Genomic DNA, 21,052 nt, shown 5'->3' with positions numbered 1-21,052 from the left:
GGGCCGGTCCGCCGAGCCGTCTGCGGCACAATCGAGCGCGTGCCGCACCTGCTCGACATCGGATCCCGGAAGTTCTGGACGATCACCGGGCGATCCGTCGACCTCGATGGCGACGAGAGCTGGCTGGACGGCCCCGTGAGCGGCTCGCCACGGGTGGCCAAGGACTGGCTGGCGGCCGAGGCCGCGCGCCACGGCGGCTCGGTCGTCGATGAGGACCCGCACGCGGGTCTGCTGCCGTCGATGTCGCTGCTCGACGGGCCAGGCTTCGACGCGACCCGGCTGCACCCGGCGGTGCGCGACTTCTACGAGCACACGGCCTCGTGGCAGATGGAGGTCTGGTCGGCCTGGTCCCCGCTCTTCTGGCCCGGTGGCGAGCTCGTCGCCCGGCTGTGGGGGAGGCGGGTGGAGCAGCTGGCTCTGCCGATGCGCCCGCTCGACGTCGCCCACGGCATGGACAGCGTCGTCACCCCGATCCTCGACGGGAGGGGCGACCAGGTCGCGGCCGCGTGGACCCGCGCCCTGCGCGCCACCGGTCGCACGGTCTTCAGCGGGGCCTACTCGACGCGGACGCTCCCGGGGGCCGACCGCCCGAGCGTGCACGTGACCTTCCCGCTCGAGTCGGGCAACCTCCAGGTCTTCCTGCGGCCCTCGGTCCTCGACGGCGGTGGCTTCCTCCTCGAGTCCCCTGGAGGGCGCTTCGGCGAGGACGGCGCCTACGTCGTCGTCCGGGGACGACGCAGCCACGCGGCCAAGGTGCCGCTGCGGGAGACCTTCCACATGTACCGCGACCCGCAGGGGACGCTGCGCACCGACCACGTGCTGCGCATGTGGGACCGTCCCGCCCTTCGCCTGCACTACAAGCTGGAGCCCGCGGCATGATCCACAGCTTCCACCTGGCGCAGGTGCCCGCCCGCGTCGGCGCGGCAGCGCTCATGCGGCCGCCCACCCAGGCGACCGTCCCCGGCCTCCACCACCTCGAGTGCCTCTCCCTCATGCAACTCGGGGCGCCCGTCGTCTCGCCCGAGCGACTCCAGCTGCGACGACTGGCGGTCTTCGCCCAGTGGCGCGACGAGGATGCCCTCGTCCGCTTCCTCGAGCGTGACCCGCTGGGTCAGCGGCTCCACGAAGGCTGGCACGTGCGGCTGGAGTTCGTCCGGCGCTGGTCGACGATCGCGGCCTTCGACGGGCTGCCCGCCCGCACCGGCACCCTCGAGCAGGACGAGCCCGTCGTGGCCGTCACCCTCGCCCGCATGAAGATCCCGGAGATCCCGCGCTTCCTCCACCATGGCCGCCCGGTCGAGCGCCTCGTCCGCGACCACCCGGGGGTGACGCTCGCCGCGGCCGCGCTGCGCCCGCCGCGGACGATCTCGACCTTCTCGATCTGGCGCAGCGTGCGCGAGATGGGCGAGATGGTCCACGGCCGCTCCGAAGTGCCTGAGCCGGACCGGCACTCCGCGGCGATGCGCGAGCGGGAGCGGCGCGACTTCCACCACGAGTTCGCGACCTACCGCTTCCGACCGCTGTCCGAGCACGGTTCGTGGCTGGGGCGGTCGGATCTCGTGCCCTGGTCGGACCCGGCCAGCTCCTCCGCCAGCCCGAGCAGGATCCCGTCGGGCCCTCGCACGTAGCAGAGTCGATAGGCGTCCTCGAAGCGCAAGATCTCGGTGCTCACCATCTCGACGCCCTTGTCCTGCAAGCGATCCGGCGTGGCGTCGAGCTCGTCGACGGCACACATCACCCAGAGGTAGCCGAGCGCGCTGACCGGCGCAGTGCGGTGGTCGGCGACGACCGGTCCTCCACGACGATGCCGACGTTGTCCATCCTCAGGCCCATCACCCCAGCGTGGGGCCGCGTGGGTCGGCGCTCAGTCCCCGTCGGAGAGCATCCGGCGGTGCGCCGCCTGCCGCCGCTCGGCGACCCACCGGTGGTCCCGGACGGCGACCGCAAACTCCGCCACCAGGTCGGCAGCCGTGCTGTCGAGGTGCAGGTTGCGCCGGCCGACAGGTGAGTCCTGCGACCACGGGCGGCTCACGTCGATCCGCCGCGCCAGGTCGTCGAGGTACTCGGCTCCGCTGCACTCGTACCCCTCGACCTCCGCGGGCTCCAGCCGGACGAGGCACGACCCGTCGACCATGCTGCTGTGGACGTACCGCGACTCGAGGTAGAGGTCGTCCCCGCGCCGCGCGAGGAACCACGACCCCGGTCGGTGGTCGACGTAGCGCAGCGCATCCGCGGCGGCGGCGATGCGGGCCGCATCGCCCCACTGCTCCACGGGCGGGATCGCCTCCATCGGTCGCCGCCTGGCCTCGTCGTACATGACGTGGCCGAAGGTGGCCGGCCCGTCCCGATGGAGGGTGAGCGCGCTGATCCGACCGCAGTCGGAGCAGTCGAGCTGGCTCTCGACGCGCTCCATGAGCCCGGAGCGGTGCAGCAGCTGGAGGTCCGCGAGCGGCGCGGGAGAGTACGTGTCGGAGAGCAGGCCGTCGTCCCGCCTGCGGTGCAGGGCAACGACGGTCGCGTCGACGTCGAGCCCGTCACCGGCGGGTGCCCGCACCGGCAGGTCACCGCAGACGGGGCAGGTGTCGTCGTCCGGCTGGCAGGCGCGTCCCGGCTGGTCGAGGGTGACGGCTAACTCGACGAGGTGCCCGGGTTCCGTCCACCGACCGTCGAACCGGCAGCGCACGAAGCCGCCGTCGCGCTCGAAGTACGCGTACCTCCCGCCGAACCTCGGCCTGGCGTCCACGGCCTTCGCGAGGCCGTCCAGCGTCGTTCGTCGACCGGCTCGGCCGAGCCAGTCGCGCAGGTCGATCCCCGTGCGGGCGAAGGGAGTCGGCCGCACGTGGAGCAGCACGGCCACGACCGCGCCGTCGTGCAGCACGATCTCCCCGCCCGAGGCGAAGGTCAGCCGACGCGAGCGGTGAGCGGGCTCGTCGACGAGCCGCTCGTCCGTGGCGACGGGGGTGCCGCCGAACAGGTCGACGAGCTCCCGCACGGTCGGGTGGTCCTCGCTCGCGCCGAGGGTGTCGAGGAGCAGCTGGAGGCGGGTCATCAGTTGAGGATCTCGGTCTGCCGGAGCGTCCCGAGCCGCGCGCGCCAGGCCTGCCTCGCCGCCGGCGTCAGGCGGGTCCAGTCGTCGACCACCGGCACGACGCGAAGGGGGGTCGTCTCGTCCATGGCCTCAGGCTAGGCCCGCCGGTAGCGTCAGGTCATGGACCACCGGACAGTTCCCCGTGCCGCCGCGCTCGCCGCGGCGACAGCCCTGCTGGTCGGCTGCTCGGGGGAGGCGACGGACCGTGGTACCTCCGGGTCCGGCACGACGACGTCGGGTGCACCCCCTTCGTCCTCGTCCGGCAGCGCGCCGCCTGACGTCGTCACCGGCCTCGACGCCCCGTGGTCCATCGTGGTCGACGACGACATGACGCTCGTCAGCGAGCGCGACTCCGGCCGCGTCCTCGAGGTCACCGATGATGACGGCGGCACCCGCGAGGTCGGCACCGTCGAGGGCGTCTCCGCGGGAGGCGAAGGGGGCCTGCTCGGCCTCGCCGTGCACGACGACCACCTCTACACCTACTTCACGAGCGCCGACGACAACCGCGTCGTGCGCCACGAGCTGACCGGCGAGCCGGGCTCGCTCGCTCTCGGCGACGCCGAGACGATCCTCGACGGCATCCCGTCGGCGAGCTTCCACAACGGCGGTCGGATCGCCTTCGGGCCCGACGACATGCTCTACGTGACGACCGGTGACGCCGGCGAGACCGACCGCGCCCAGGACCCCGAGAGCCTCGCCGGCAAGATCCTGCGGCTGACGCCCGAGGGCGAGGTGCCCGAGGACAATCCCTTCGACGACTCGCTCGTCTGGACCCTCGGCCACCGCAACCCGCAGGGCATAGCCTGGGACGACGACGGGACGATGTATGCCAGCGAGTTCGGCCAGGACACGTGGGACGAGCTCAACGTCATCGAGGCCGGCGCCGACTACGGCTGGCCGACCGTCGAGGGCGCCGCCGACGACGGGCGCTTCACCGACCCGGTGCAGCAGTGGGCGACCGACGAGGCGAGCCCGAGTGGCATCGCGATCACCGACGACAGCATCTGGATCGCCAACCTGCGTGGCGAGCGGCTGCGCGAGGTGCCGCTCGACGACCCGAGCACCTCCACCGAGCACCTCGTCGGCGAGCACGGTCGGCTGCGGGACGTGGCGGTGGCACCCGACGGCTCGATGTGGGTGCTCACCAACGCCACCGACGGCCGTGGCGATCCCGGCGACGGCGACGACCGCATCCTGCGCGTCGTGGTCCGATGACGCCCAAGGTCGCTCCCTTCGGCGAGGTGCTGCTCACGTCGAGCGTCGTCACGAAGGCCTGACGCCGCCGTAGCGATGGTGTGCCGTGGCGAGCAGCTCGTAGAGGCGCCGCCGCCCACCGACGTACCCGGCCTCGACGACGTAGCCGCCGGGCCCGAGGAGCCCGTAGCGGGGTGGGCGCCGGCCGGCGGCCAGCATGGCGCGGTCCCGGGCCTCGATCGCTGCCGGGGTCAGCACGTAGGTCACCGACCGCGGGGCGAAGCGGTAGTAGGGGCCGGTCACCCGCTCGTAGCCGACGCGCTCGATGCCGGTCCACGGCACGAACGAGCGGATGACACCGCCGGACTCCGAGGCCAGCCCCTCGCGCGTGACGACGAGCGCCTCGCGGCGGTGCAGCCGCACCGCGATGACCACCGGCAGGAGGGCGCAGCCCACGACGGCGATGACCGAGGCCCAGGTGACGGGGTGCGCGAGCACCACGCCCATCCGGTCGCGGCGCAGCCCGTCGCCCACGGCGAAGACGAGCCAGGCGAGCAGGCCCGCCCCGACGAGCAGAACCAGCACGAGGAGGCCGAGCGCGTAGGCGCGTGAGCGGGCGATGCGGACCTGCCCGCCCGCGTCGAGCACGGCGATCGCCTGGGGCAGGGGTGGCGGGCCGCTCATCGTCCGGTGCGCTCGACGTCGGCCATGAGCACGGCGGGCCAGCGGTCGACCTCGGCGCGGGTGCTCGCCACCTGCAGGGTCGCACGGGGCAGCAGGTCGAGCAGCGCCTCGGCCGTCGACAGCGGGTGCGCGAGGTCGTCGGTCCAGGCGAGGATCGTCGTCGGCAGGTCGATCGAGCGCAGCGACGCGCGCGGTGGCAGGTCGCTGCGGGCTGCTCCGCGGAAGACCCACGGCAGCAGGTCGGTCCGCACGTCGGGCACGGTGTCCGGCGCCCCGGCCGTCGCAGGCGGCGCGGGTGCGGCCGCCTGGGCCCTCAGCAGCAGCTCGACGCCGTGGGTCTCGACCGCCTCCGCGGACCGCTCGTAGTCGTGCGCCCTGGCCGCGCGGGTCTCCCACGCCGTCGGCGGCACCATGAGCGTCAGCCCGCTGAAGCGCTCGGGCTCCAGCAGCGCGGCGTGCAGCAGGGTCGCGCAGCCCATCGACGGTCCGACGCCGTGCACGCGCTCACCGGGGAACCACGCGTCGAGCAGGGCGAGCAGGTCCTGCGCCAGGGTCGGCCAGCGGTAGTCCTCGGCCACCGGGCGCCCTGTCGACCGGCCGTGCCCGCGGGCGTCGTAGCGCAGCAGCCGGGTACCGCTCAGACCGCGGCCGAGATCGAGGTCGAGGACCCGGTCGCGCTCCCGGCTGGAGGTCAGGCCGTGGAGCTGGACGACGGGGTGTCCCCCTTCGTTGCTGTACTCCGTCTGCAGCCGGGCGCCGGGGACGTCGAAGTCCGTCACGGACCACCTCCTCGCCCGGCGCGCGGTCGGCGCCGTGCGGCTACGGTATCCGCCATGAGGCTGTCCAACGTCGCCCACCTGCGACTGCCCTTCGGGCGGCTCCTCGGTTACGACGTCACCGCCCGGCGCACCGGTCGCCCCCTGCCCGTCTCCTTCGACCAGCAGCGTCACGTGAGCGCTGGCGACAGGCCCGGCTCCTGGATGGCGATCTGCTTCACCCTGCCTGCCCCGGTTGCGCGGCAACGACTCTCGGCGGCCTGGCTCGCGGTCGTCGCCCGCCACGGCACCCTGCGGTCGAGCTTCTCCGTCGGCCCCGACGGGCAGCCGCTGCTCGAGGAGATCGAGGTGACGCCGGGGCAGTGGGTGGAGCACCCGATCGCCACCGGGCAGGCGGTCAACGACGCGGTGCGCGACGTCCTCGACGCCTCCTGCACCCCCTTCGCCACGCCCTCCCACCGGCTGTGCGTCCTGGAGACCGCGACCGCTCCGACGATGATCATCGGCGCCGACCACGCGCACGTCGACATGTGGTCGATGCTCGTCGTCATCCGCGACCTGCTCGCGGCCCTCGAGCTGACCGACGGCGACGAGGTGCCCGAGCTCACGCTCGTTCCCCCCTTCGCCGAGCACACGACCGCCCTGCGCCACCGCGACCCGGCGCCCGAGCACGTCCAGCGGCGCTGGGCGGAGGTCCTGGCCGCGAGCGGCGACGTCATGCCTCGCTTCCCGCTGCCCCTCGGCGAGCCGGTGCCGCAGGCCGAGCGGGTCGAAGTCCGTGACGTGCTCGACGTCGACGGCTCGGCGGCGCTCGCCGCCCAGGCACGTGGCGACGGCGTCTCGACCCTGGCCACGGTCGTCGCCTCGATGACGGCGGTGACCCGCAACCTCGCGGACGTGCCTCTCCGCGCGGTCTTCCCGGTACACTCGCGCTACGACGCGACGTGGCACGACTCGGTGGGCTGGTTCATCGCCAACTCCGTCCTCGAGTCCGCGGACCCCGACCCGAGCGCCTGTGCCGACGCTGTGAAGGAGGCGGTGCAGCTCGGCTCGTGGCCGCTCGCCGAGGTCTTCGCCCCGTGGGGCGGCATGCCCGAGGCGCCAGGCATGTTTGCGGTCTCGTGGCTCGACCTGCGGCGCCTGCCGGTGAGGGTCGACGCCGCGGGCCTCGACGCGCAGTACGTCGGCGCGAGCATCCGCTCCGACGGCGTCATGCTGTGGTTCATCATCGACGAGACCGGGCTGCACCTGCGCTGCCGCTACCCCGACACCGACGAGGCCCGGAGACACGTCGGCGGGTGGCTCGATGCCCTGGTGCACGATCTGAGGACCCGGGCCACCGAGTCCGTCGGTGGTGTCCTCGAGCTGGGGGAGCGTCGCTTCCGGGTCCGCCGGGCCGTGCGCGGCGACGTCGCGGCCATCGTCGCGCTGCTCGCCGACGACGAGCTCGGCGCGGCGCGCGAGGGCGACGACATCGCCCACTACGAGCGGGTCTTCGATGCGGTCGACCGCGACAGCGCGCAGTACCTCGCGGTCGTCCGGGACGAGCGCGACCGGGTGGTCGCCACCATGCAGCTGTCGATCATCCTCGGCCTGTCGCGCCGCGGCGCCACCCGACTGCAGGTCGAGGGCGTGCGGGTGGCCTCTGGTGAGAGGTCGGCCGGGCTGGGGACGGCGATGCTCGAGTGGGCCCACGAGCACGGGCGCGCGCACGGCGCGGCCCTGTCCCAAGTGACGACCGACCGGGTACGGACCCGGGCACACGCCTTCTACGAGCACCTGGGCTACGAGGCGAGCCACCTCGGTCTCAAGCGTCCGCTGTGACACGCCCCCTCGTCAGGGCAGGCGACCGCTGCGCATGAGCTGCTCGAGCAGCCGCACCGCGGCGACCGCGGCGGCGTCGGGGACCCGCACCATCCGGTCGATGTCCGCGGCGATGAAGCTCGTCTCGACCCGCTGGCGCCCGACGCCCTCGATGCGCGAGGTCGTGCTGGCGGAGGGACACGGCCGCCACCGCAGTCCGCGTCGACCGGCCGGCAGCGCCGGCCCCTCGGGACGGCCCGCTCGATAGGCTCGCGGTCATGCACCCCATGCGCATCCGGGCCAACCAGGCCATCGCCATCCTCCTCGTCTGCCTCGGCGTCCTCATGCTCGCCGTCGGGATCCTGGCGCAGTCGGCGTCTGCCGCCGTCGGGGTGATCCTCGCGGTGCTCGGCGTCCTGCAGATGATCAACCCGATGGTGCGGCTGGAGCCCCACGAGGCGAGGGTCATCAGCCCGATCGGGATCACGATGCGCCGCTTCCCGCTGCGCGGCCCCCTCGACCTCGTCATCGACGGCAAGAACCTCGTGCACGTGCCGACGGGCAAGCGCGTGACGACCCTGGGCTTCGGCGTGCACCAGCCCGACGTCGAGGCTCTGCGCCACGTCATCCCGACCGCTCAGCGCTGAGGCGAGGGTCGCGGGAATGCCATCCGGCGCGCTCCCCGTTGTACCCACCATGCGCGCCATCACCTACGACCAGTACGGCACCACCGACGAGCTGCACCTGAGCGACCTGCCGGTCCCCAAGGTGGGCCCGAGCGAGGTCCGCATCCGGGTCACCCGGGCCGGGGTCAACCCCGTCGACTGGAAGGCCATGTCCGGCGGTCTCGACCCGATGCTCTCCGCCGACTTCCCGGTCATCCCCGGCTGGGACGTCGCCGGCGTCATCGACGCCGTCGGCCCGGACAGCCCCGAGTTCAGTCCCGGCGACCGGGTTGCCGCCTACGCCCGCAAGCAGGTCCTGTCGGCCGGCACCTTCGCCGAGTACGTCACGGTCCGCGTCGACGACGTGGCAGCCGTCCCCGACGAGGTCACCGACGACGTCGCTGCGGCCCTCCCGCTCGCCGGGCTCACCGCCCTTCGTGTCCTCGAGACGCTGGCCGTGACGAAGGGGGACACCCTCCTGGTCCACGCCGCCTCCGGTGGCGTCGGCTTCGCCGCCGCCCAGCTGGCAATCGCCGCCGGGGCCACGGTCGTCGGCACGGCGTCGACGGCCAACCACGACAAGCTGCGCGACATCGGCGTGACGCCGGTGGAGTACGGCGACGGGCTCGACGAGCGGCTGCGCGACGTGGCGCCAGAGGGCTTCGACGCGGTCGCCGACTTCGTCGGCGGGGTCCTCGACGTCAGCCTCGCGGTGCTGCGCGAGGGCGGTCGCCTCGCCTCGATCACCGACCCGGCCGTCGAGGAGCACGGCGGCCGCTGGGTGTGGGTGCGGCCCGACGGGGCCCGCCTGGCCGACCTGCTCGACGAGGTCGCCGCCGGCCGGTTGATCGTCGACGTCGACCGGAGCTTCCCGCTCGAGGACGTGGCGCAGGCCTTCGCCGCCAGCCAGTCGGGCGACGTGCGTGGCAAGCTCGTCATCGAGGTCGCCGACTAGGGTGCGGCCATGCCGCCGATGACCATCCGCCACAGCCGTCCCATGGCCATCACCTTCGTCGCCCTGGGCGTGCTCATCGCGCTCGTGTCCCTGCTCACCTCGGCGTGGGTCACCGTCGCGGCGGGCGTCGTGCTCACCGCCCTCGGCATCCTCCAGCTCGTCAACCCGATGCTGCGGATCGGGGTGGACGAGGTGCGCATGTGCAACCCGCTCGGCATCACCCTGCGCCGGTTCCCCGTCACCGAGCCGCGCGACCTCGTCCTCGACGGCAGGAACCTGCTCCACGTGCCGACCGGCAAGCGGGTCGCGGCACTCGGCCTCGGCGTGCACCAGCCCGACGTCGACTCGCTGCGGCAGGTCGTCCCCGTCGTGCCGCGTGGCTGACGAGGTCTCCTCCCGGGCCCGCCGCGACCGGCGTCGCCGCCAGTACCTGTCCCTCGGTCTCGGCGAGCTCGCCGCGGCTGCGGTCTTCGTGGGGGTGGCGCTCTGGCACGGCGCGCCCCTCGACACCGGCGGCCGGCTGGCCGTCCTCGGTGCCGTCGGGCCGCTCGCCGTCGTCCTCGTCGCCGCCGGCACCTACTGGCTGCTGGCCCGACGGTGGGTCGGCGTCGGCGTGATGCCCCTCGGGCTCGCCCGCGCGTACCTCGCCCTCGGGGTGCTCGCGGTCATCCTCCTCGCGGCCGGGCTCGCGGCGGTCGTCGCGGGCGCTCCCTCCCTGGCGTGGCTCGTGCTGCTCCTCCTCGTCTGGGCCTTCGGCGTGGTCGAGGTCGTCAACTACGCGCTCCGCCGCCTGGCCTTCCCCGCGCACCGGTGGGTGGCCGGGGTGGCGCAGGGACGCGTGCCTCAGCTGGCCGCCGACGTGCGGGCGGCCCTGGTCGCGCGGTCCTAGGGTGGGTGCCATGGACGAGACCAAGGTCGTCACCGCATCCACCACCATCACCGCACCGCCCGAGGCGATCTTCGAGGAGATCGCCGACCCGGCGCGGCAGCTCGCCTGGGACGGCAACGACAACCTCGCGTCGTCCGCCTCCGGTCAGCGGGCCCGGGCCGTCGGCGACGTCTTCGTCACCACGACGACGCGGGGCAACGACCGCTACAACCACGTCGTCGACTTCGAGGAGGGGCGCCGCATCGCGTGGCGCCCGGCCGCGCAGGGGCAGGCTCCCTTTGGCCACGAGTGGCGGTGGCAGCTCGCCCCGACCGACGACGGTCGGACCCTGGTGACCCACACCTACGACTGGCGCGAGCTGACCGACGCGTCGCGGTACGAGCGGGCCCGCAGCACGACCGAGCGCAACCTGCGCGCCTCCCTCGACCGGCTCGCCGCGCTCTTCGGCTGAGCCCTGCGGGGCGCGTCGGTCAGTGGCCCGCCCCGAGCTCGAGCAGCAGGACGCCGACCATGATCAGTCCGATGCCCGCGAGCATCGGGCGGGTGAGCGGCTCGGCGAAGAGCACCCGTGAGCCGAGCGCGGTGAGCGCCACCCCGGCGGCCGCCCACGTGCCGTAGGCGACGCCGAGCGGCATCCCGTGCGAGAGACTCGCCGAGAGGGCGGCAAAGGCGGTGAGGTAGCCGACGCCGACGAGCCCGTACCACCGTCGGTCCTCGACGGCCGACCTCAACGCGAGGGTGCCGGTCACCTCGGCGCAGACGGCCACCGTGAGCCAGAGCCACCCGGTCACGCGCTCACGTCCTCGACCGGGGCGTGGCGGGTCCCCGTCTCGACGAGCAGCACCCCGGCGATGACGCAGCCGACGCCCAGGCCCATGACGGGGGTGAAGCGCTCGCCGAAGACGACCGTCGACAGGACCGTCGTGAGGGTCACCCCGCACGCCGACCAGATGCCGTAGGCGACGCCCAGGCCCATCCCGCGGCGCAGGACGGCGGCCAGCAGGGTGAAGGAGGCCATGTACCCCGCCACGACGACGACGTAGAGCGCGGGTCGGTCCAGCGCGCCCTTGAGGCTCAGGGTTGCCGCCACCTCGCACAGGATCGCGGCGGCGAGCAGCAGCCAGGTCGTCATGGGAGGACTCTAGGTGCGCTCCGCGGGGACGTCGCCGGCTGACCGCCGGGTCGGCTCGACCTCAGGTGGTCGCGCGCCACCTGACGAGCTCGTGGAAATGGTGTACCGGCCCGGCGCCGGCCCCGATCTCGAGCGACTCCCCGTGACGCAGTGCTTCGGTGAGCCAGCCACGGGCCTCACGAACCGCTGGCCGCCACCCGTCGTGGCGCGGGCGAAGGGCGGCGATCGCCGAGCTCAGCGTGCAGCCGGTACCGTGCGTCGCCGTGGTCGCGACCCGCGGCCCGCGCAGCGCGACCGGTCCGTCGTCGTCGAGCCAGAGGTCGACCGACTCGGGACCGTCGAGGTGGCCGCCCTTGAGCAGCACCCGACGCGCACCGAGCTCGCGCAGCCGCCGGGCCTGCTCGGGCAGGTCAGCCGCGGCGGCGGCCGGTGGCTCGTCGAGCAGGACCCCGGCCTCGGGCACGTTGGGCGTCACGACGTCGGCGCGGGGCAGCAGCGCGCGCACCGCGTCGACCGCGTCTGGCGCGAGCAGCCGCGAGCCCGACGTCGACACCATGACCGGGTCCAGGACGACCGGTGTCGCAGCGAGCGGACCGGTCGTGAGCAGCTCGTGGACCACCTCGACGAGCGGTGCCGACGCGAGCATCCCCACCTTGACCACGTCGATGCGCACGTCGGCGACGAGGGTCTCGAGCTGGGCCCGCACGTGTGCGACCGGCACCTCGTGCACGTCGGTGACGCCGGTCGTCGACTGGGCGGTGAGGGCGGTGATGACGCTCGTGCCGAAGGCACCGAGCGCGCTGAAGGTCTTGAGGTCGGCCTGGATCCCTGCCCCGCCCGACGGGTCCGACCCGGCGATCGTCAGGGCCACCGGCGGTCGGGGGAGCGGGGCGGTCATGCCGCCACCGTAGCCATGTGGTTGTATCGGAGCACCCCCACGGGAGCTCGGGCACGAGCTGAGATCGGACTGACGCCGTCCGGACCGTCTGAACCTGTCCGGATCATGCCGGCGAAGGAAGAGGAGGCGCACTGGTGCGCACCGACGAGCAGACCGAGCTCCACCCCCAGCACCGTCGTGAGGTGCTGACCGACCCCCACGACCCGTCGATCGAGGTGCCGGTGACGGCGATCTCCCTGGCCGACAGCCCCGACGGCAGCACCAACGACGACGTGCACGTCTACCGCACGGCCGGCCCCGGCAGCGACCCCGAGGTCGGGCTGCCCCCGGCGCGGGCGGCGTGGATCACCGCGCGCGGCGACGTCGAGCCCTACGCGGGGCGACCACGCGACCTGCTCGACGACGGACGGTCCGCCGTGCGCCGCGGCGAGGCCTCCCGGGCCTGGCGGGGCGAAGGGAGGGACCCCCTTCGTGCCGTGGAGGGCCGCACCGTCACCCAGCTGCACTACGCACGCCGCGGCGAGATCACGCCGGAGATGCGCTACGTCGCTCTGCGAGAAGGATGCTCGCCCGAGCTCGTCCGCGACGAGGTGGCCGCCGGCCGCGCGATCATCCCGGCCAACGTCAACCACCCCGAGTCCGAGCCGATGGTCATCGGGCGGGCCTTCCTCACGAAGATCAACGCCAACATCGGCAACTCCGCCGTCACCTCCTCCATCGCCGAGGAGGTCGACAAGCTCACCTGGGCCACTCGCTGGGGGGCCGACACCGTCATGGACCTGTCGACCGGCGACGACATCCACACGACCCGTGAGTGGATCATCCGCAACAGCCCCGTGCCCATCGGCACCGTCCCGATCTACCAGGCGCTCGAAAAGGTCGACGGTCGGGCCGAGGACCTCACCTGGGAGGTCTTCAGGGACACCGTCGTCGAGCAGTGCGAGCAGGGCGTCGACTACATGACGATCCACGCCGGGGTGCGGCTCGCCTTCGTCCCGCTCACCGCTGACCGTGTCACCGGCATCGTCTCCCGCGGCGGCTCGATCATGGCCGGCTGGTGTCTGGCCCACCACGAGGAGTCCTTCCTGTACACCCACTTCGACGAGCTGTGCGAGATCTTCGCCCGCTACGACGTCGCCTTCTCGCTCGGCGACGGGCTGCGGCCGGGGTCGGTCGCGGACGCCAACGACGCCGCTCAGCTCGCCGAGCTGCGGGTGCTCGGTGAGCTGACCCTGCGCGCGTGGGAGCACGACGTCCAGGTCATGGTCGAGGGCCCGGGCCACGTGCCCCTGCACCTCGTCAAGGACAACGTCGACCTCGAGCAGGACTGGTGCCACGGCGCGCCCTTCTACACGCTCGGGCCACTCGTCACCGACATCGCGCCCGGCTACGACCACATCACCTCCGCCATCGGCGCCACGGAGATCGCCCGCCATGGCACGGCGATGCTCTGCTACGTCACGCCCAAGGAGCACCTCGGCCTGCCCGACCGCGACGACGTGCGCACCGGCGTCATCACGTACAAGATCGCCGCGCACGCGGCCGACCTGGCCAAGGGGCACCCGAGGGCCCGGGAGCGCGACGATGCCCTGAGCCGGGCCCGATTCGAGTTCCGCTGGCACGACCAGTTCGCCCTCGCCCTCGACCCCGAGACGGCGATGGCCTTCCACGACGAGACCCTCCCCGCCGAGCCGGCGAAGACCGCCCACTTCTGCTCGATGTGCGGGCCGAAGTTCTGCTCCATGCGGATCAGCCAGGACATCCGCGACGCCTACGGGTCGGCCGCCGACCAGCGGGCGATCGCCGAGGCGGGCATGGCGGCCAAGGCGCGCCAGTTCGTCGAGCTCGGCTCGAGCGTCTACGTCCGTGACGAGTCGACCCGATGAGCCTCGTGCCCGACCTGCCACCGGCGGGACGCGCCGCCGTGCGCGCCGGGGTCGTGGGCAACTACGTCGACCAGGTCAACATCTTCCTGCCCGTCGTCGCGCTCGCCCCGGCGCTCGTGACGCTCGCCGGGCCGCACGCCGGCGTCACCTCCGGCGCCCTCGTCGTCGTCGCCACCCTGCTCGGCCGCCCCGTCGGGGCGATGGTCTTCGGGCGGATCGCCGATCGCGTCGGCCGCACCCGCACGACCCAGGTGGCCATCGCCGGCACGGCTGCCTGCTCCCTGCTCATCGCGGCGGTCCCGACCCACGCGAGCGTCGGCGTGCTCGCCATCGGCGCCGTCGTGCTGCTGCGCTTCGTCGGTGGCGTCTTCCTCGCCGGGGAGTACACCTCGGCGATCCCGCTCGCGATGGAGTGGTCACCACCGCGGCGCCGTGGTCTCGTCTCCGGGCTCATCATGTCGATGGCCCCCTGGGCCCAGTCGACGATCGCCTTCGCCACCGCGGCGCTCCTCGCGCTCCTCGGCCCGGCCACCTACGCGGAGTGGGGCTGGCGCCTCTCCTTCGTCGCCGGAGGGCTCGCCAGCCTCGCCCTGCTCGCCTTCTACTCCGCGCGGGTCGCCGACGCGCCCCACGTCGTGCGTCAGCGCGAGCAGGCCGACACCAGGGCGCCCGCCGCGCTCGGTCTCCGGGCCGTCCTCGGTGGCGCCTACGCGGGTGCCTTCTGGCAGATGTTCGGCCTGATGTCGGGGCTGTGGCTCATGACCAACATGGTCGTCATCGCCGCGACCGGCCGCCTGGCCGCTGACCACGGCCTCGACGGCGGCGAGGTCGCGACGGTCATGGGCGTCGCCTCCGTCGCCCAGGCCCTCGTCATGTCGACGACCGGGCACTGGTCGACGGTGCTCGGCCGGCGGCGCTACTTCGTCGGCTGGGGCCTCGCGGCCGCCGTGCTCGCGCCACTGCTCTGGCTGGCGACGATGACCGCAGCCGTCCTCCCCTTCGTCGTGGGGGTGGCCCTGCTCCAGGTCGTCACCGTGTGCGGCTACGGGCCCGTCGGGGCCTACCTGTGCGAGCGCTTCCCCGCGCACGTCCGCTCGACGGGGTACGGCACCGCCTACTCCCTCTCCATCGTCGTCCCGGCCCTGTGGCCGTGGTGGCTGCCCCGGCTCGAGCCGCTCCTCGGGCACGACGGGGCGGTCGTCGCGGTGCTCGTCGTCGGCGGTCTGCTCGTCGCCGGGTGCGGCGCCCTCGGGCCACGCCTGGCCCGGTGCGAGCTCGACGACGACGTCGAGGCGGTCGCCGTCCGATCTGGCACGCTCCTCCGGCCGGGCGTGCCGTCGGGGGCGACGACATGAGCGACCTGCGCGCCGAGGTGACCGCCGCCGTCGCCGCGATGCGGGCCGCCAGCCCGCTCGTCCACGGGGCGACCGGGTCGGTGACCCGGGCGATCGTCGCCGACGGGCTGCTCGCCGTCGGCGCCCGGCCGATGCTCACCGAGACCGTCGACGAGGCGCCGACCCTCGTGACCGTGGCCGACGCCTTCCTCGCCAACCTCGGCTCGCTGAGCTCCGACGGGCGGGCCGGGCTGCTCCCGACGGCCGAGGTGGCGGCCGAGCGCGGCACCCCCTGGGTGCTCGACCCGACCGCCATCGGTCTGGCGCCCGTGCGCACCCCGCTCGCCCTCGAGCTGCTCGCCCTCGGGCCGAGCATCGTGCGCGGTAACGCCTCGGAGGTCCTCGTGCTCGCCGGGGGAGGGCAGCCCGGTCGCGGGGCCGACAGCACCGTCGCCCCGGACGCGGCCGCCGAGGCGGCCCACTCCCTCGCGGCTGCGCACGGGTGCGTCGTCGCCGTCTCCGGGGCGGTCGACCTCGTCACCGACGGGCGCCAGAGCGTCCGGATCGCCTCGGGCGCACCGGTGCTCACGCGGGTGACCGGCACCGGGTGCCTGCTCGGCGCCCTCAGCGCGGCGCACGCCGCCGTGGCGGCCCCCTTCGTCGCGGCGGTGGCGGCGACCGCCTTGCTCACCGTCGCCTCGGAGCGGGTGGGCGGTCTCGGGCCGGGCAGCTTCCGGGTCGGTCTGCTCGACGCCCTCGACGCGGTGACCCCCACCGAGGTCGGGAGCGGAGTGCGGCTCACGTGATCGACTGGCGCCTCCACCTCGTCACCTCGGGCCACGGGCCGGCCACCGTCCGGGCGGCGGCCGCTGCGGCAGCAGCCGGCGCAGGCATCGTCCAGGTCAGGGCCAAGCACCTGCTCGCGGGCGAGCTGCTCGACCTCGTCCTCTCCGTGGCCGGCGCGGTCGCCGAGGTCGCCCCCACCACCCGGGTCATCGTCAACGACCGCGCCGACGTCGCCCATGCGGCGCGTCGACGCGGTGCCCCCGTGCACGGGGTCCACCTCGGGCAGGCCGACCTGCCGACTGCGGACGCTCGGGCCCTGCTCGGGCCCGATGCCCTCGTCGGCCTGACCGCCGGCACCCTCGAGCACGTCCGGGCCGCCGAGGCGCGCGTCGGTGCGGATCGGCCCGACTACCTCGGGTGCGGCCCCTACCGCCCCACCCCGACGAAGAGCGCGGGTCGCCCCCCGGTGGGTCTTGCGGGGTACCCCCTTCGCGCTGCTGCCACTGACCTGCCGGTCGTCGCTATCGGTGACGTGACGGTCGCGGACGTGCCGGCCCTGTCCCTCACCGGCATCGCCGGCGTCGCCGTCGTCCGCGAGATCATGGGCGCCCACGACCCGGGCGCCGCGGCGGCCGCCTGCCTCAGCGCGTGGGCGAGCTGACGCCGATCTCGTCGTCCACGAGCACCGGGCGGGCGACCCGCAGGCCGGCGAGGGTGATGCCGACACCCGTCGTCATGAGCAGCAGGAGCACGACGGTCCAGCCGCCGGTCAGCTCGTGCAGGAGGCCGACGGCGAAGGGGCCGATCCCTGCGAGCAGGTAGCCGACCGGCTGGACGAATCCAGACAGCTGGGCCGTCACGTGGGGGTTGTGGGTGCGGGCCGCGATGAGGGCGATGGCGGTGGGGAAGGCGAAGCCCGACAGGCCGAGCAGGACCGCCCACAGCCACGGCACGGTCGCCGGGGCGAGGAGCAGGCCGAGGTAGCCGGCGACGGCGAGCGTCCCGAAGCCGATCATCCACGCGGACAGGTCACGGCTGCGGTCGATGACGGTCGGCATGAGCAGCCCGCCGAAGATGCCGAGCGCGGCGAGCACCGAGGTGAGCAGGCCGGCGGTGGCGCCCGACAGCCCCGCGTCGCGGTAGATCTGCGGCAGCCAGCCGAACTGCACGTAGGCATTGGTCGACTGCACGCCGAAGAGCACGGTGAGCGCGATCGCGGTGGGGGAGTGCCAGATCCGCGACGTCGGGGTCTCGCCCGCGGCGCGGCGGTGGACCCGGTCGCGCAGGGCGATAACGACCCACGGGACGAGGGCGAGCAGGGCGACGAGCCCCCACATGCCGAGGGCGCCGCGCCACTGGCCGGGGGCGACGTCGGCGACGGGGGCGGCGAGCAGCGGGCCGAGGGTGCCGCCGACCGTCAGCCCCATCGAGTAGATCGTCATGAGCCGCACCCCACCGTCGGTGGAGTGCGCCTTGATCCACGCGGGGACGAGGACGTTGCCCAGCCCCATGCCGGCGAGCCCGATCGCGGTGAGCACGAGGAAGACGCCGGAGGAGTCGGTGAACACGCGGGCCAGCAGTGTGACGACGACCGCGGCGACACCGAGCGCGATCCCCGCGGAGACCCCGACGCGTCGGGCCAGCGCGACGGCACCGCCACCGGCGACGGCGAAGGCGAAGCCCGGCAGCGCGGTCACCACACCGGCGAGGGTCGGGCCGATCTCGAGGGCCGCACGCACCTCCGCCAGGAGCGGACCGATGGAGGTCGCCCCGGGGCGCAGGTTGATCGAGATGAGGGCCACGCCGAGGAGAGCGAGCCCGGGTCCGAAGGGGGGAGTCCGTCGCGTCGTCTCGTGGCTCGTCACCCCAGCGGTCTATCACGCGGGCCCGGTCTGCCTAGGATCGGTCCGTGCCCGACGAGACCCCGACCACGAGCGTGCCGAGCTGGGACGACTACTTCCTCGGCATCGCCACGGCTGTCGCCGCCCGCGCCAAGTGCACCCGCCGCCGCGTCGGTGCCGTGCTGACGATCGACCACCGGATCATCGCGACCGGCTACAACGGCGCCGCCCCGGGCGAGGCCGACTGCCTCGAGGGAGCCTGCCCCAGGGGGCAGCTCGACTACGACGCCGTGCCGGGCCTCGGCGACTACGACCGCCCGGGGACGCCCGGCTTCTGCATCGCGATCCACGCGGAGGTCAACGCGCTCCTGTTTTCCACCCGGGACACCAAGGGCGCGACGGCCTACATCACCGACCCGCCCTGCCCGGGGTGCCGCAAGGCCCTCGCCGCGGCCGGCATCGTGCGGGCGGTCTGGCCCGGCGGGAGCCACGACCGGCCCGGTCTGACGGACTGGCGCTGACCCCCCCTTCACGCGGTGGGGGTTCGTGGGGACAATGGGGCATGAGCACCGACGCCAGCACCCACGACACCCCGACACCCTCCGGCGCCGTGGTGGCTGCCCTCGACGGCAGCCACCGGGACGCCGCAGTCATCGACTGGGCCGCGGCCGAGGCCGCGGCGCTCTCCGCGCCGCTCCACCTCGTCCACGCCGTCGACCTCGGCACCCCGCTGTCCGCCTACGGTGAGCTGCTGACCAGCCCCGAGATCGTGGACCGGGTCGAGCAGGAGTCGACGCGCGTCGTCGTCGACGCCAGGGCGCACGTCGAGTCGACCCACCCCGGCCTCCCCGTGTCGACGGCGCTGCCGACGGGCTCGCCGTCGGGGGCCCTCATGGCGAGCGCCCAGGGCGCGCGGGTCCTCGTCGTCGGGTCCGCCCGCAAAAATCGTGCCGAGCGGATCGTGCTCGGCACGACGTCGATGAGCGTCGTCGCCCACGCCCCCTGCCCCGTCGTGCTCGTGCCCGACAATGCCAGCACGAAGGGCGACGGGCGCGTCGTCGTCGGCATCGACGGCAGCGAGCACAGCCGCCTGGCCTTCGACCACGCCCTCGACGCGGCCGCCCTGCGGGGGCGCACCGTGACGACGGTGACATCGTGGAACGTCGAGGTGGAGGGTGGCGTCGTCGTCACCGAGCCGGGGACCCCCGAGTGGGAGGCCGTCGACAGCCGCTACCGCCGGATGGCCGAGTCGACGATCGAGGCGGCCCGCAGGGCCCACCCCGAGATCGAGGTGACGGTCGAGGTGCGCCACGGTCGCGCCGCGGACTCGCTCGTCGAGGTCGCCGAGGGGGCCGACCTGCTCCTCGTCGGCTCGCGCGGCCGGGGCGGGTTCCGCGGGATGCTCCTCGGGTCCGTCACGCAGCGGGTGCTGGCGCTCGCGACCTGCCCCGTGGCGGTGCTCCACCGGCAGTGAGGCTCAGCGGCCGTGCCGCGCCACCCAGTCGGTGATCGCCGCCGCGCCCTCGGGCGTGTCCTGGGGTCGGTGACCGGCGCCGGGCAGCGGGAGGTGGGTCGCGCCCTGGGCCTCGAGGGCCGCGGCGACCTCCGCGTACATCGGTGAGCCGTCCCCGGTGATGACGAGGGTCGGGACGAGGCGCGGGGTATCGGCCCGCAGCGAGATCTCCCACGGCGCCGGCGTCGCCCGGATTCGGGCGGCCACCGCGTCGCACGTGCCGTCGTCGACCTCCGGGTCAGGGGCGCCCATGCCGGCGGCGAAGCGTCGGAAGAACTCTCGCCCGTCGACGCTCGGGTCGTCGGCGACGGCGAAGACCTGGGCCATGGCGCTGATGTGCCGCTCGACCCCACGACCACCGCGGGCGACGTCGTAACAGGCGGGCTCGATGAGGACCAGGCTGCGCAGCCGGTCCGGTCGGCGCTGCGCGGCGAGCATCGCGGTGACCGCGCCGTAGGAGTGGCCGACGAGGTGGCCGCGCCCCTCGAGGGCGTCGATGGCCCGGTCGGCGTCGCGCTCGGGCTGGTCGGCCGGGCAGGTGCGCTCGAGGAAGACGTGCTCGGGAGCGCCTGCCTCCGCGAGCAGCGGCCAGGCGCTCGGCCCGCTGCGGCCCCGCCCGTGGATGAAGACGACGCGGGCGGACGGTGCGTTGATCAGACCCATGTCAGCCCCGCGCCCGCAGCCGACCCCCCGGCAGGGCCGGGGCGGGCAGGGCGGCCGGCTGCCCGTCGGGGAAGGGTCCGAAGCGCTCCTCGCCCTCGACCGGCTCCCGGCCGATCTCGGCCATCCAGCGGTCGCGGGCGGCGACGACGTCGTCGTGGCTGCGGCCGATGAAGTTCCACCACATGACGATCTGCTCGCCGAGGGGCTCACCGCCGATGAGGACGAGGCGGGCTCCACGTGCCGAGCGCAGCGTGAAGCTGCGGCGTCCGGTCGGGAGGTAGCCGAGCTCTCCCGCCTCGAGCGCGGTGCCGTCGACGGTGACGTCGCCTTCGTCGAGCAGGAGGGCGTGCTCGTGGCCCGCCGGGACCTCGACGAGGGTCTCGGCGTCGGCGTCGAGGAGGATCTCCGCGCCGGTGATCGGGGTGTGGGTCCGCACGGGGGAGCGGACACCGAGCAGCTCGCCGAGGAAGACGCGGGCGACGCCGCCGGGGACGTACATGGGCTCGGGCACGTGGTGGACGAAGGAGGGCTCCTCGTCGCGCGCGCTCGACGGCAGCGCGAACCACAGCTGCACGCCGTGGAGCACGCTCGTCGCCGGGGTGGAGAACTCCGAGTGGCTCACGCCGCGGCCCGCGGTCATGAGGTTGAGCTCACCGGGTCGGACCATCGCGTGCGCACCCGTGGAGTCACGGTGCTCGATCTCCCCGGTGAAGAGCCACGACACCGTCGCGAGCGCGGTGTGGGGGTGGCGGGGCACGGCCATGCCGCCGGTGGCGGCGACGTCGTCCGGGCCGTAGTGGTCGAGGAAGCACCAGGCGCCGACGAGGCTGCGCTGCCGGGAGGGGAGGGTGCGCCGCACGGTCATCGCGCGCGGCCCGCCGAGCGGCACCTCACGCGGCGCCAGGAGCTGTACGTCGTCCATCGCGCTCACGCTACCCGCCCCGG

General features: G+C 74.0%; 26 protein-coding genes and 1 riboswitch. Of the genes, 16 read left to right on the top strand and 10 right to left on the bottom strand.

Features of this window, described 5'->3' with window-relative positions:
* Positions 1-39 precede the first annotated feature (39 nt).
* Together CWN80_RS12875 and CWN80_RS12870 are read left to right on the top strand one after the other, a co-directional pair.
* The gene (locus tag CWN80_RS12875) at positions 40-879 is read left to right on the top strand and encodes a hypothetical protein (protein WP_007923817.1); all 840 of its coding nucleotides are present in this window, start codon (positions 40-42) and stop codon (positions 877-879) included.
* Entirely contained in the window at positions 876-1,628 is a 753-nt protein-coding gene (locus CWN80_RS12870) for a hypothetical protein (protein ID WP_051987769.1), read from the top strand. Before CWN80_RS12875 ends, CWN80_RS12870 begins: the two co-directional genes overlap by 4 nt.
* Before the next feature lie 236 nt (positions 1,629-1,864).
* Here the strand turns inward: CWN80_RS12870 and CWN80_RS12860 are convergent, their stop codons facing one another.
* Together CWN80_RS12860 and CWN80_RS15990 are read right to left on the bottom strand one after the other, a co-directional pair.
* Positions 1,865-3,049, bottom strand: coding sequence for a hypothetical protein (locus CWN80_RS12860; RefSeq protein WP_007923814.1), 1,185 nt, complete (start codon positions 3,047-3,049; stop codon positions 1,865-1,867).
* Complete coding sequence (locus tag CWN80_RS15990) at positions 3,049-3,174, bottom strand: hypothetical protein (RefSeq protein ID WP_272948436.1); 126 nt, start codon at positions 3,172-3,174, stop codon at positions 3,049-3,051. Before CWN80_RS15990 ends, CWN80_RS12860 begins: the two co-directional genes overlap by 1 nt.
* Before the next feature lie 34 nt (positions 3,175-3,208).
* On the opposite strand from CWN80_RS15990, the gene CWN80_RS12855 reads away from it, so the two are divergent.
* A complete protein-coding gene (locus CWN80_RS12855) occupies positions 3,209-4,303 on the top strand; it encodes a PQQ-dependent sugar dehydrogenase (RefSeq protein WP_007923813.1) in 1,095 nt (364 codons plus the stop codon).
* A 48-nt stretch (positions 4,304-4,351) separates the two neighbouring features.
* Here the strand turns inward: CWN80_RS12855 and CWN80_RS12850 are convergent, their stop codons facing one another.
* On the bottom strand, positions 4,352-4,966 hold the full coding sequence (locus tag CWN80_RS12850; protein ID WP_007923812.1) for a hypothetical protein: 615 nt from the start codon (positions 4,964-4,966) through the stop codon (positions 4,352-4,354).
* The gene (locus CWN80_RS12845) at positions 4,963-5,745 is read right to left on the bottom strand and encodes an alpha/beta fold hydrolase (protein ID WP_128277398.1); all 783 of its coding nucleotides are present in this window, start codon (positions 5,743-5,745) and stop codon (positions 4,963-4,965) included. Before CWN80_RS12845 ends, CWN80_RS12850 begins: the two co-directional genes overlap by 4 nt.
* 54 nt (positions 5,746-5,799) lie before the next feature.
* Here CWN80_RS12845 and CWN80_RS12840 point away from each other — a divergent pair, with 54 nt between their 5' ends.
* From CWN80_RS12840 to CWN80_RS12810, 7 genes are read left to right on the top strand one after another with little or no spacing between them, the layout of a single operon-like run.
* Positions 5,800-7,566, top strand: coding sequence for a GNAT family N-acetyltransferase (locus CWN80_RS12840; RefSeq protein ID WP_128277397.1), 1,767 nt, complete (start codon positions 5,800-5,802; stop codon positions 7,564-7,566).
* Between the two features lie 34 nt (positions 7,567-7,600).
* Entirely contained in the window at positions 7,601-7,813 is a 213-nt protein-coding gene (locus CWN80_RS16120) for a hypothetical protein (protein WP_157986934.1), read from the top strand.
* A 10-nt stretch (positions 7,814-7,823) separates the two neighbouring features.
* Positions 7,824-8,192: a hypothetical protein gene (locus tag CWN80_RS12830; protein WP_007923809.1), complete on the top strand. Its 369-nt coding sequence runs from the start codon at positions 7,824-7,826 to the stop codon at positions 8,190-8,192.
* Between the two features lie 49 nt (positions 8,193-8,241).
* Complete coding sequence (locus CWN80_RS12825; RefSeq protein ID WP_007923808.1) at positions 8,242-9,165, top strand: NADP-dependent oxidoreductase; 924 nt, start codon at positions 8,242-8,244, stop codon at positions 9,163-9,165.
* A gap of 9 nt (positions 9,166-9,174) precedes the next feature.
* Positions 9,175-9,549: a hypothetical protein gene (locus CWN80_RS12820; protein ID WP_007923807.1), complete on the top strand. Its 375-nt coding sequence runs from the start codon at positions 9,175-9,177 to the stop codon at positions 9,547-9,549.
* Positions 9,542-10,054 carry a hypothetical protein gene (locus tag CWN80_RS12815; protein WP_007923806.1) on the top strand — a complete coding sequence of 171 codons (513 nt, stop codon included), beginning with the start codon at positions 9,542-9,544 and terminating at the stop codon, positions 10,052-10,054. The genes CWN80_RS12820 and CWN80_RS12815 overlap by 8 nt, the downstream gene beginning before the upstream one ends.
* A 10-nt stretch (positions 10,055-10,064) precedes the next feature.
* Positions 10,065-10,505 carry an SRPBCC family protein gene (locus CWN80_RS12810; protein ID WP_007923805.1) on the top strand — a complete coding sequence of 147 codons (441 nt, stop codon included), beginning with the start codon at positions 10,065-10,067 and terminating at the stop codon, positions 10,503-10,505.
* Between the two features lie 19 nt (positions 10,506-10,524).
* On the opposite strand, the gene CWN80_RS12805 is transcribed toward CWN80_RS12810, so the two are convergent.
* The 3 genes from CWN80_RS12805 to thiD form a co-directional block, all read right to left on the bottom strand.
* Positions 10,525-10,845, bottom strand: a complete 321-nt coding sequence (locus CWN80_RS12805; RefSeq protein ID WP_007923803.1) for a DMT family transporter — start codon at positions 10,843-10,845, stop codon at positions 10,525-10,527.
* Positions 10,842-11,186 (bottom strand): DMT family transporter, encoded by a 345-nt coding sequence (locus CWN80_RS12800; RefSeq protein WP_007923802.1) that lies wholly within the window; start codon positions 11,184-11,186, stop codon positions 10,842-10,844. The genes CWN80_RS12805 and CWN80_RS12800 overlap by 4 nt, the downstream gene beginning before the upstream one ends.
* A 61-nt stretch (positions 11,187-11,247) precedes the next feature.
* Positions 11,248-12,084, bottom strand: coding sequence for a bifunctional hydroxymethylpyrimidine kinase/phosphomethylpyrimidine kinase (gene thiD / locus CWN80_RS12795; protein ID WP_007923801.1), 837 nt, complete (start codon positions 12,082-12,084; stop codon positions 11,248-11,250).
* A gap of 29 nt (positions 12,085-12,113) precedes the next feature.
* Positions 12,114-12,221, top strand: a riboswitch (TPP riboswitch).
* On the opposite strand from thiD, the gene thiC reads away from it, so the two are divergent.
* From thiC to CWN80_RS12775, 4 genes are all read left to right on the top strand, one after another.
* Positions 12,219-13,970 (top strand): phosphomethylpyrimidine synthase ThiC, encoded by a 1,752-nt coding sequence (thiC, locus tag CWN80_RS12790; RefSeq protein WP_007923800.1) that lies wholly within the window; start codon positions 12,219-12,221, stop codon positions 13,968-13,970. (Overlaps the previous riboswitch by 3 nt.)
* Positions 13,967-15,325 (top strand): MFS transporter, encoded by a 1,359-nt coding sequence (locus CWN80_RS12785; protein WP_007923799.1) that lies wholly within the window; start codon positions 13,967-13,969, stop codon positions 15,323-15,325. Before thiC ends, CWN80_RS12785 begins: the two co-directional genes overlap by 4 nt.
* The gene (gene thiM / locus CWN80_RS12780; RefSeq protein WP_007923798.1) at positions 15,322-16,110 is read left to right on the top strand and encodes a hydroxyethylthiazole kinase; all 789 of its coding nucleotides are present in this window, start codon (positions 15,322-15,324) and stop codon (positions 16,108-16,110) included. The genes CWN80_RS12785 and thiM overlap by 4 nt, the downstream gene beginning before the upstream one ends.
* Complete coding sequence (locus tag CWN80_RS12775) at positions 16,107-16,751, top strand: thiamine phosphate synthase (RefSeq protein ID WP_128277395.1); 645 nt, start codon at positions 16,107-16,109, stop codon at positions 16,749-16,751. The genes thiM and CWN80_RS12775 overlap by 4 nt, the downstream gene beginning before the upstream one ends.
* Here the strand turns inward: CWN80_RS12775 and CWN80_RS12770 are convergent.
* A complete protein-coding gene (locus CWN80_RS12770) occupies positions 16,732-17,955 on the bottom strand; it encodes an MFS transporter (protein ID WP_007923793.1) in 1,224 nt (407 codons plus the stop codon). The genes CWN80_RS12775 and CWN80_RS12770 overlap by 20 nt on opposite strands.
* Before the next feature lie 44 nt (positions 17,956-17,999).
* On the opposite strand from CWN80_RS12770, the gene CWN80_RS12765 reads away from it, so the two are divergent.
* Positions 18,000-18,452 (top strand): deoxycytidylate deaminase, encoded by a 453-nt coding sequence (locus tag CWN80_RS12765; RefSeq protein WP_007923792.1) that lies wholly within the window; start codon positions 18,000-18,002, stop codon positions 18,450-18,452.
* 41 nt (positions 18,453-18,493) lie between these two features.
* On the top strand, positions 18,494-19,405 hold the full coding sequence (locus tag CWN80_RS12760; protein ID WP_007923791.1) for a universal stress protein: 912 nt from the start codon (positions 18,494-18,496) through the stop codon (positions 19,403-19,405).
* 3 nt (positions 19,406-19,408) lie between these two features.
* On the opposite strand, the gene CWN80_RS12755 is transcribed toward CWN80_RS12760, so the two are convergent.
* A complete protein-coding gene (locus CWN80_RS12755) occupies positions 19,409-20,107 on the bottom strand; it encodes an alpha/beta fold hydrolase (protein ID WP_007923790.1) in 699 nt (232 codons plus the stop codon).
* A gap of 1 nt (position 20,108) precedes the next feature.
* Positions 20,109-21,029 (bottom strand): pirin family protein, encoded by a 921-nt coding sequence (locus tag CWN80_RS12750; protein ID WP_007923789.1) that lies wholly within the window; start codon positions 21,027-21,029, stop codon positions 20,109-20,111.
* Positions 21,030-21,052 lie beyond the last annotated feature (23 nt).

This window comes from Janibacter hoylei PVAS-1, from assembly GCF_004025845.1.
Classification (GTDB): domain Bacteria; phylum Actinomycetota; class Actinomycetes; order Actinomycetales; family Dermatophilaceae; genus Janibacter; species Janibacter hoylei.
The sequence above is the reverse complement of the archived record's forward strand: the minus strand, read 5'-3'. Positions and strand labels throughout refer to the sequence as shown.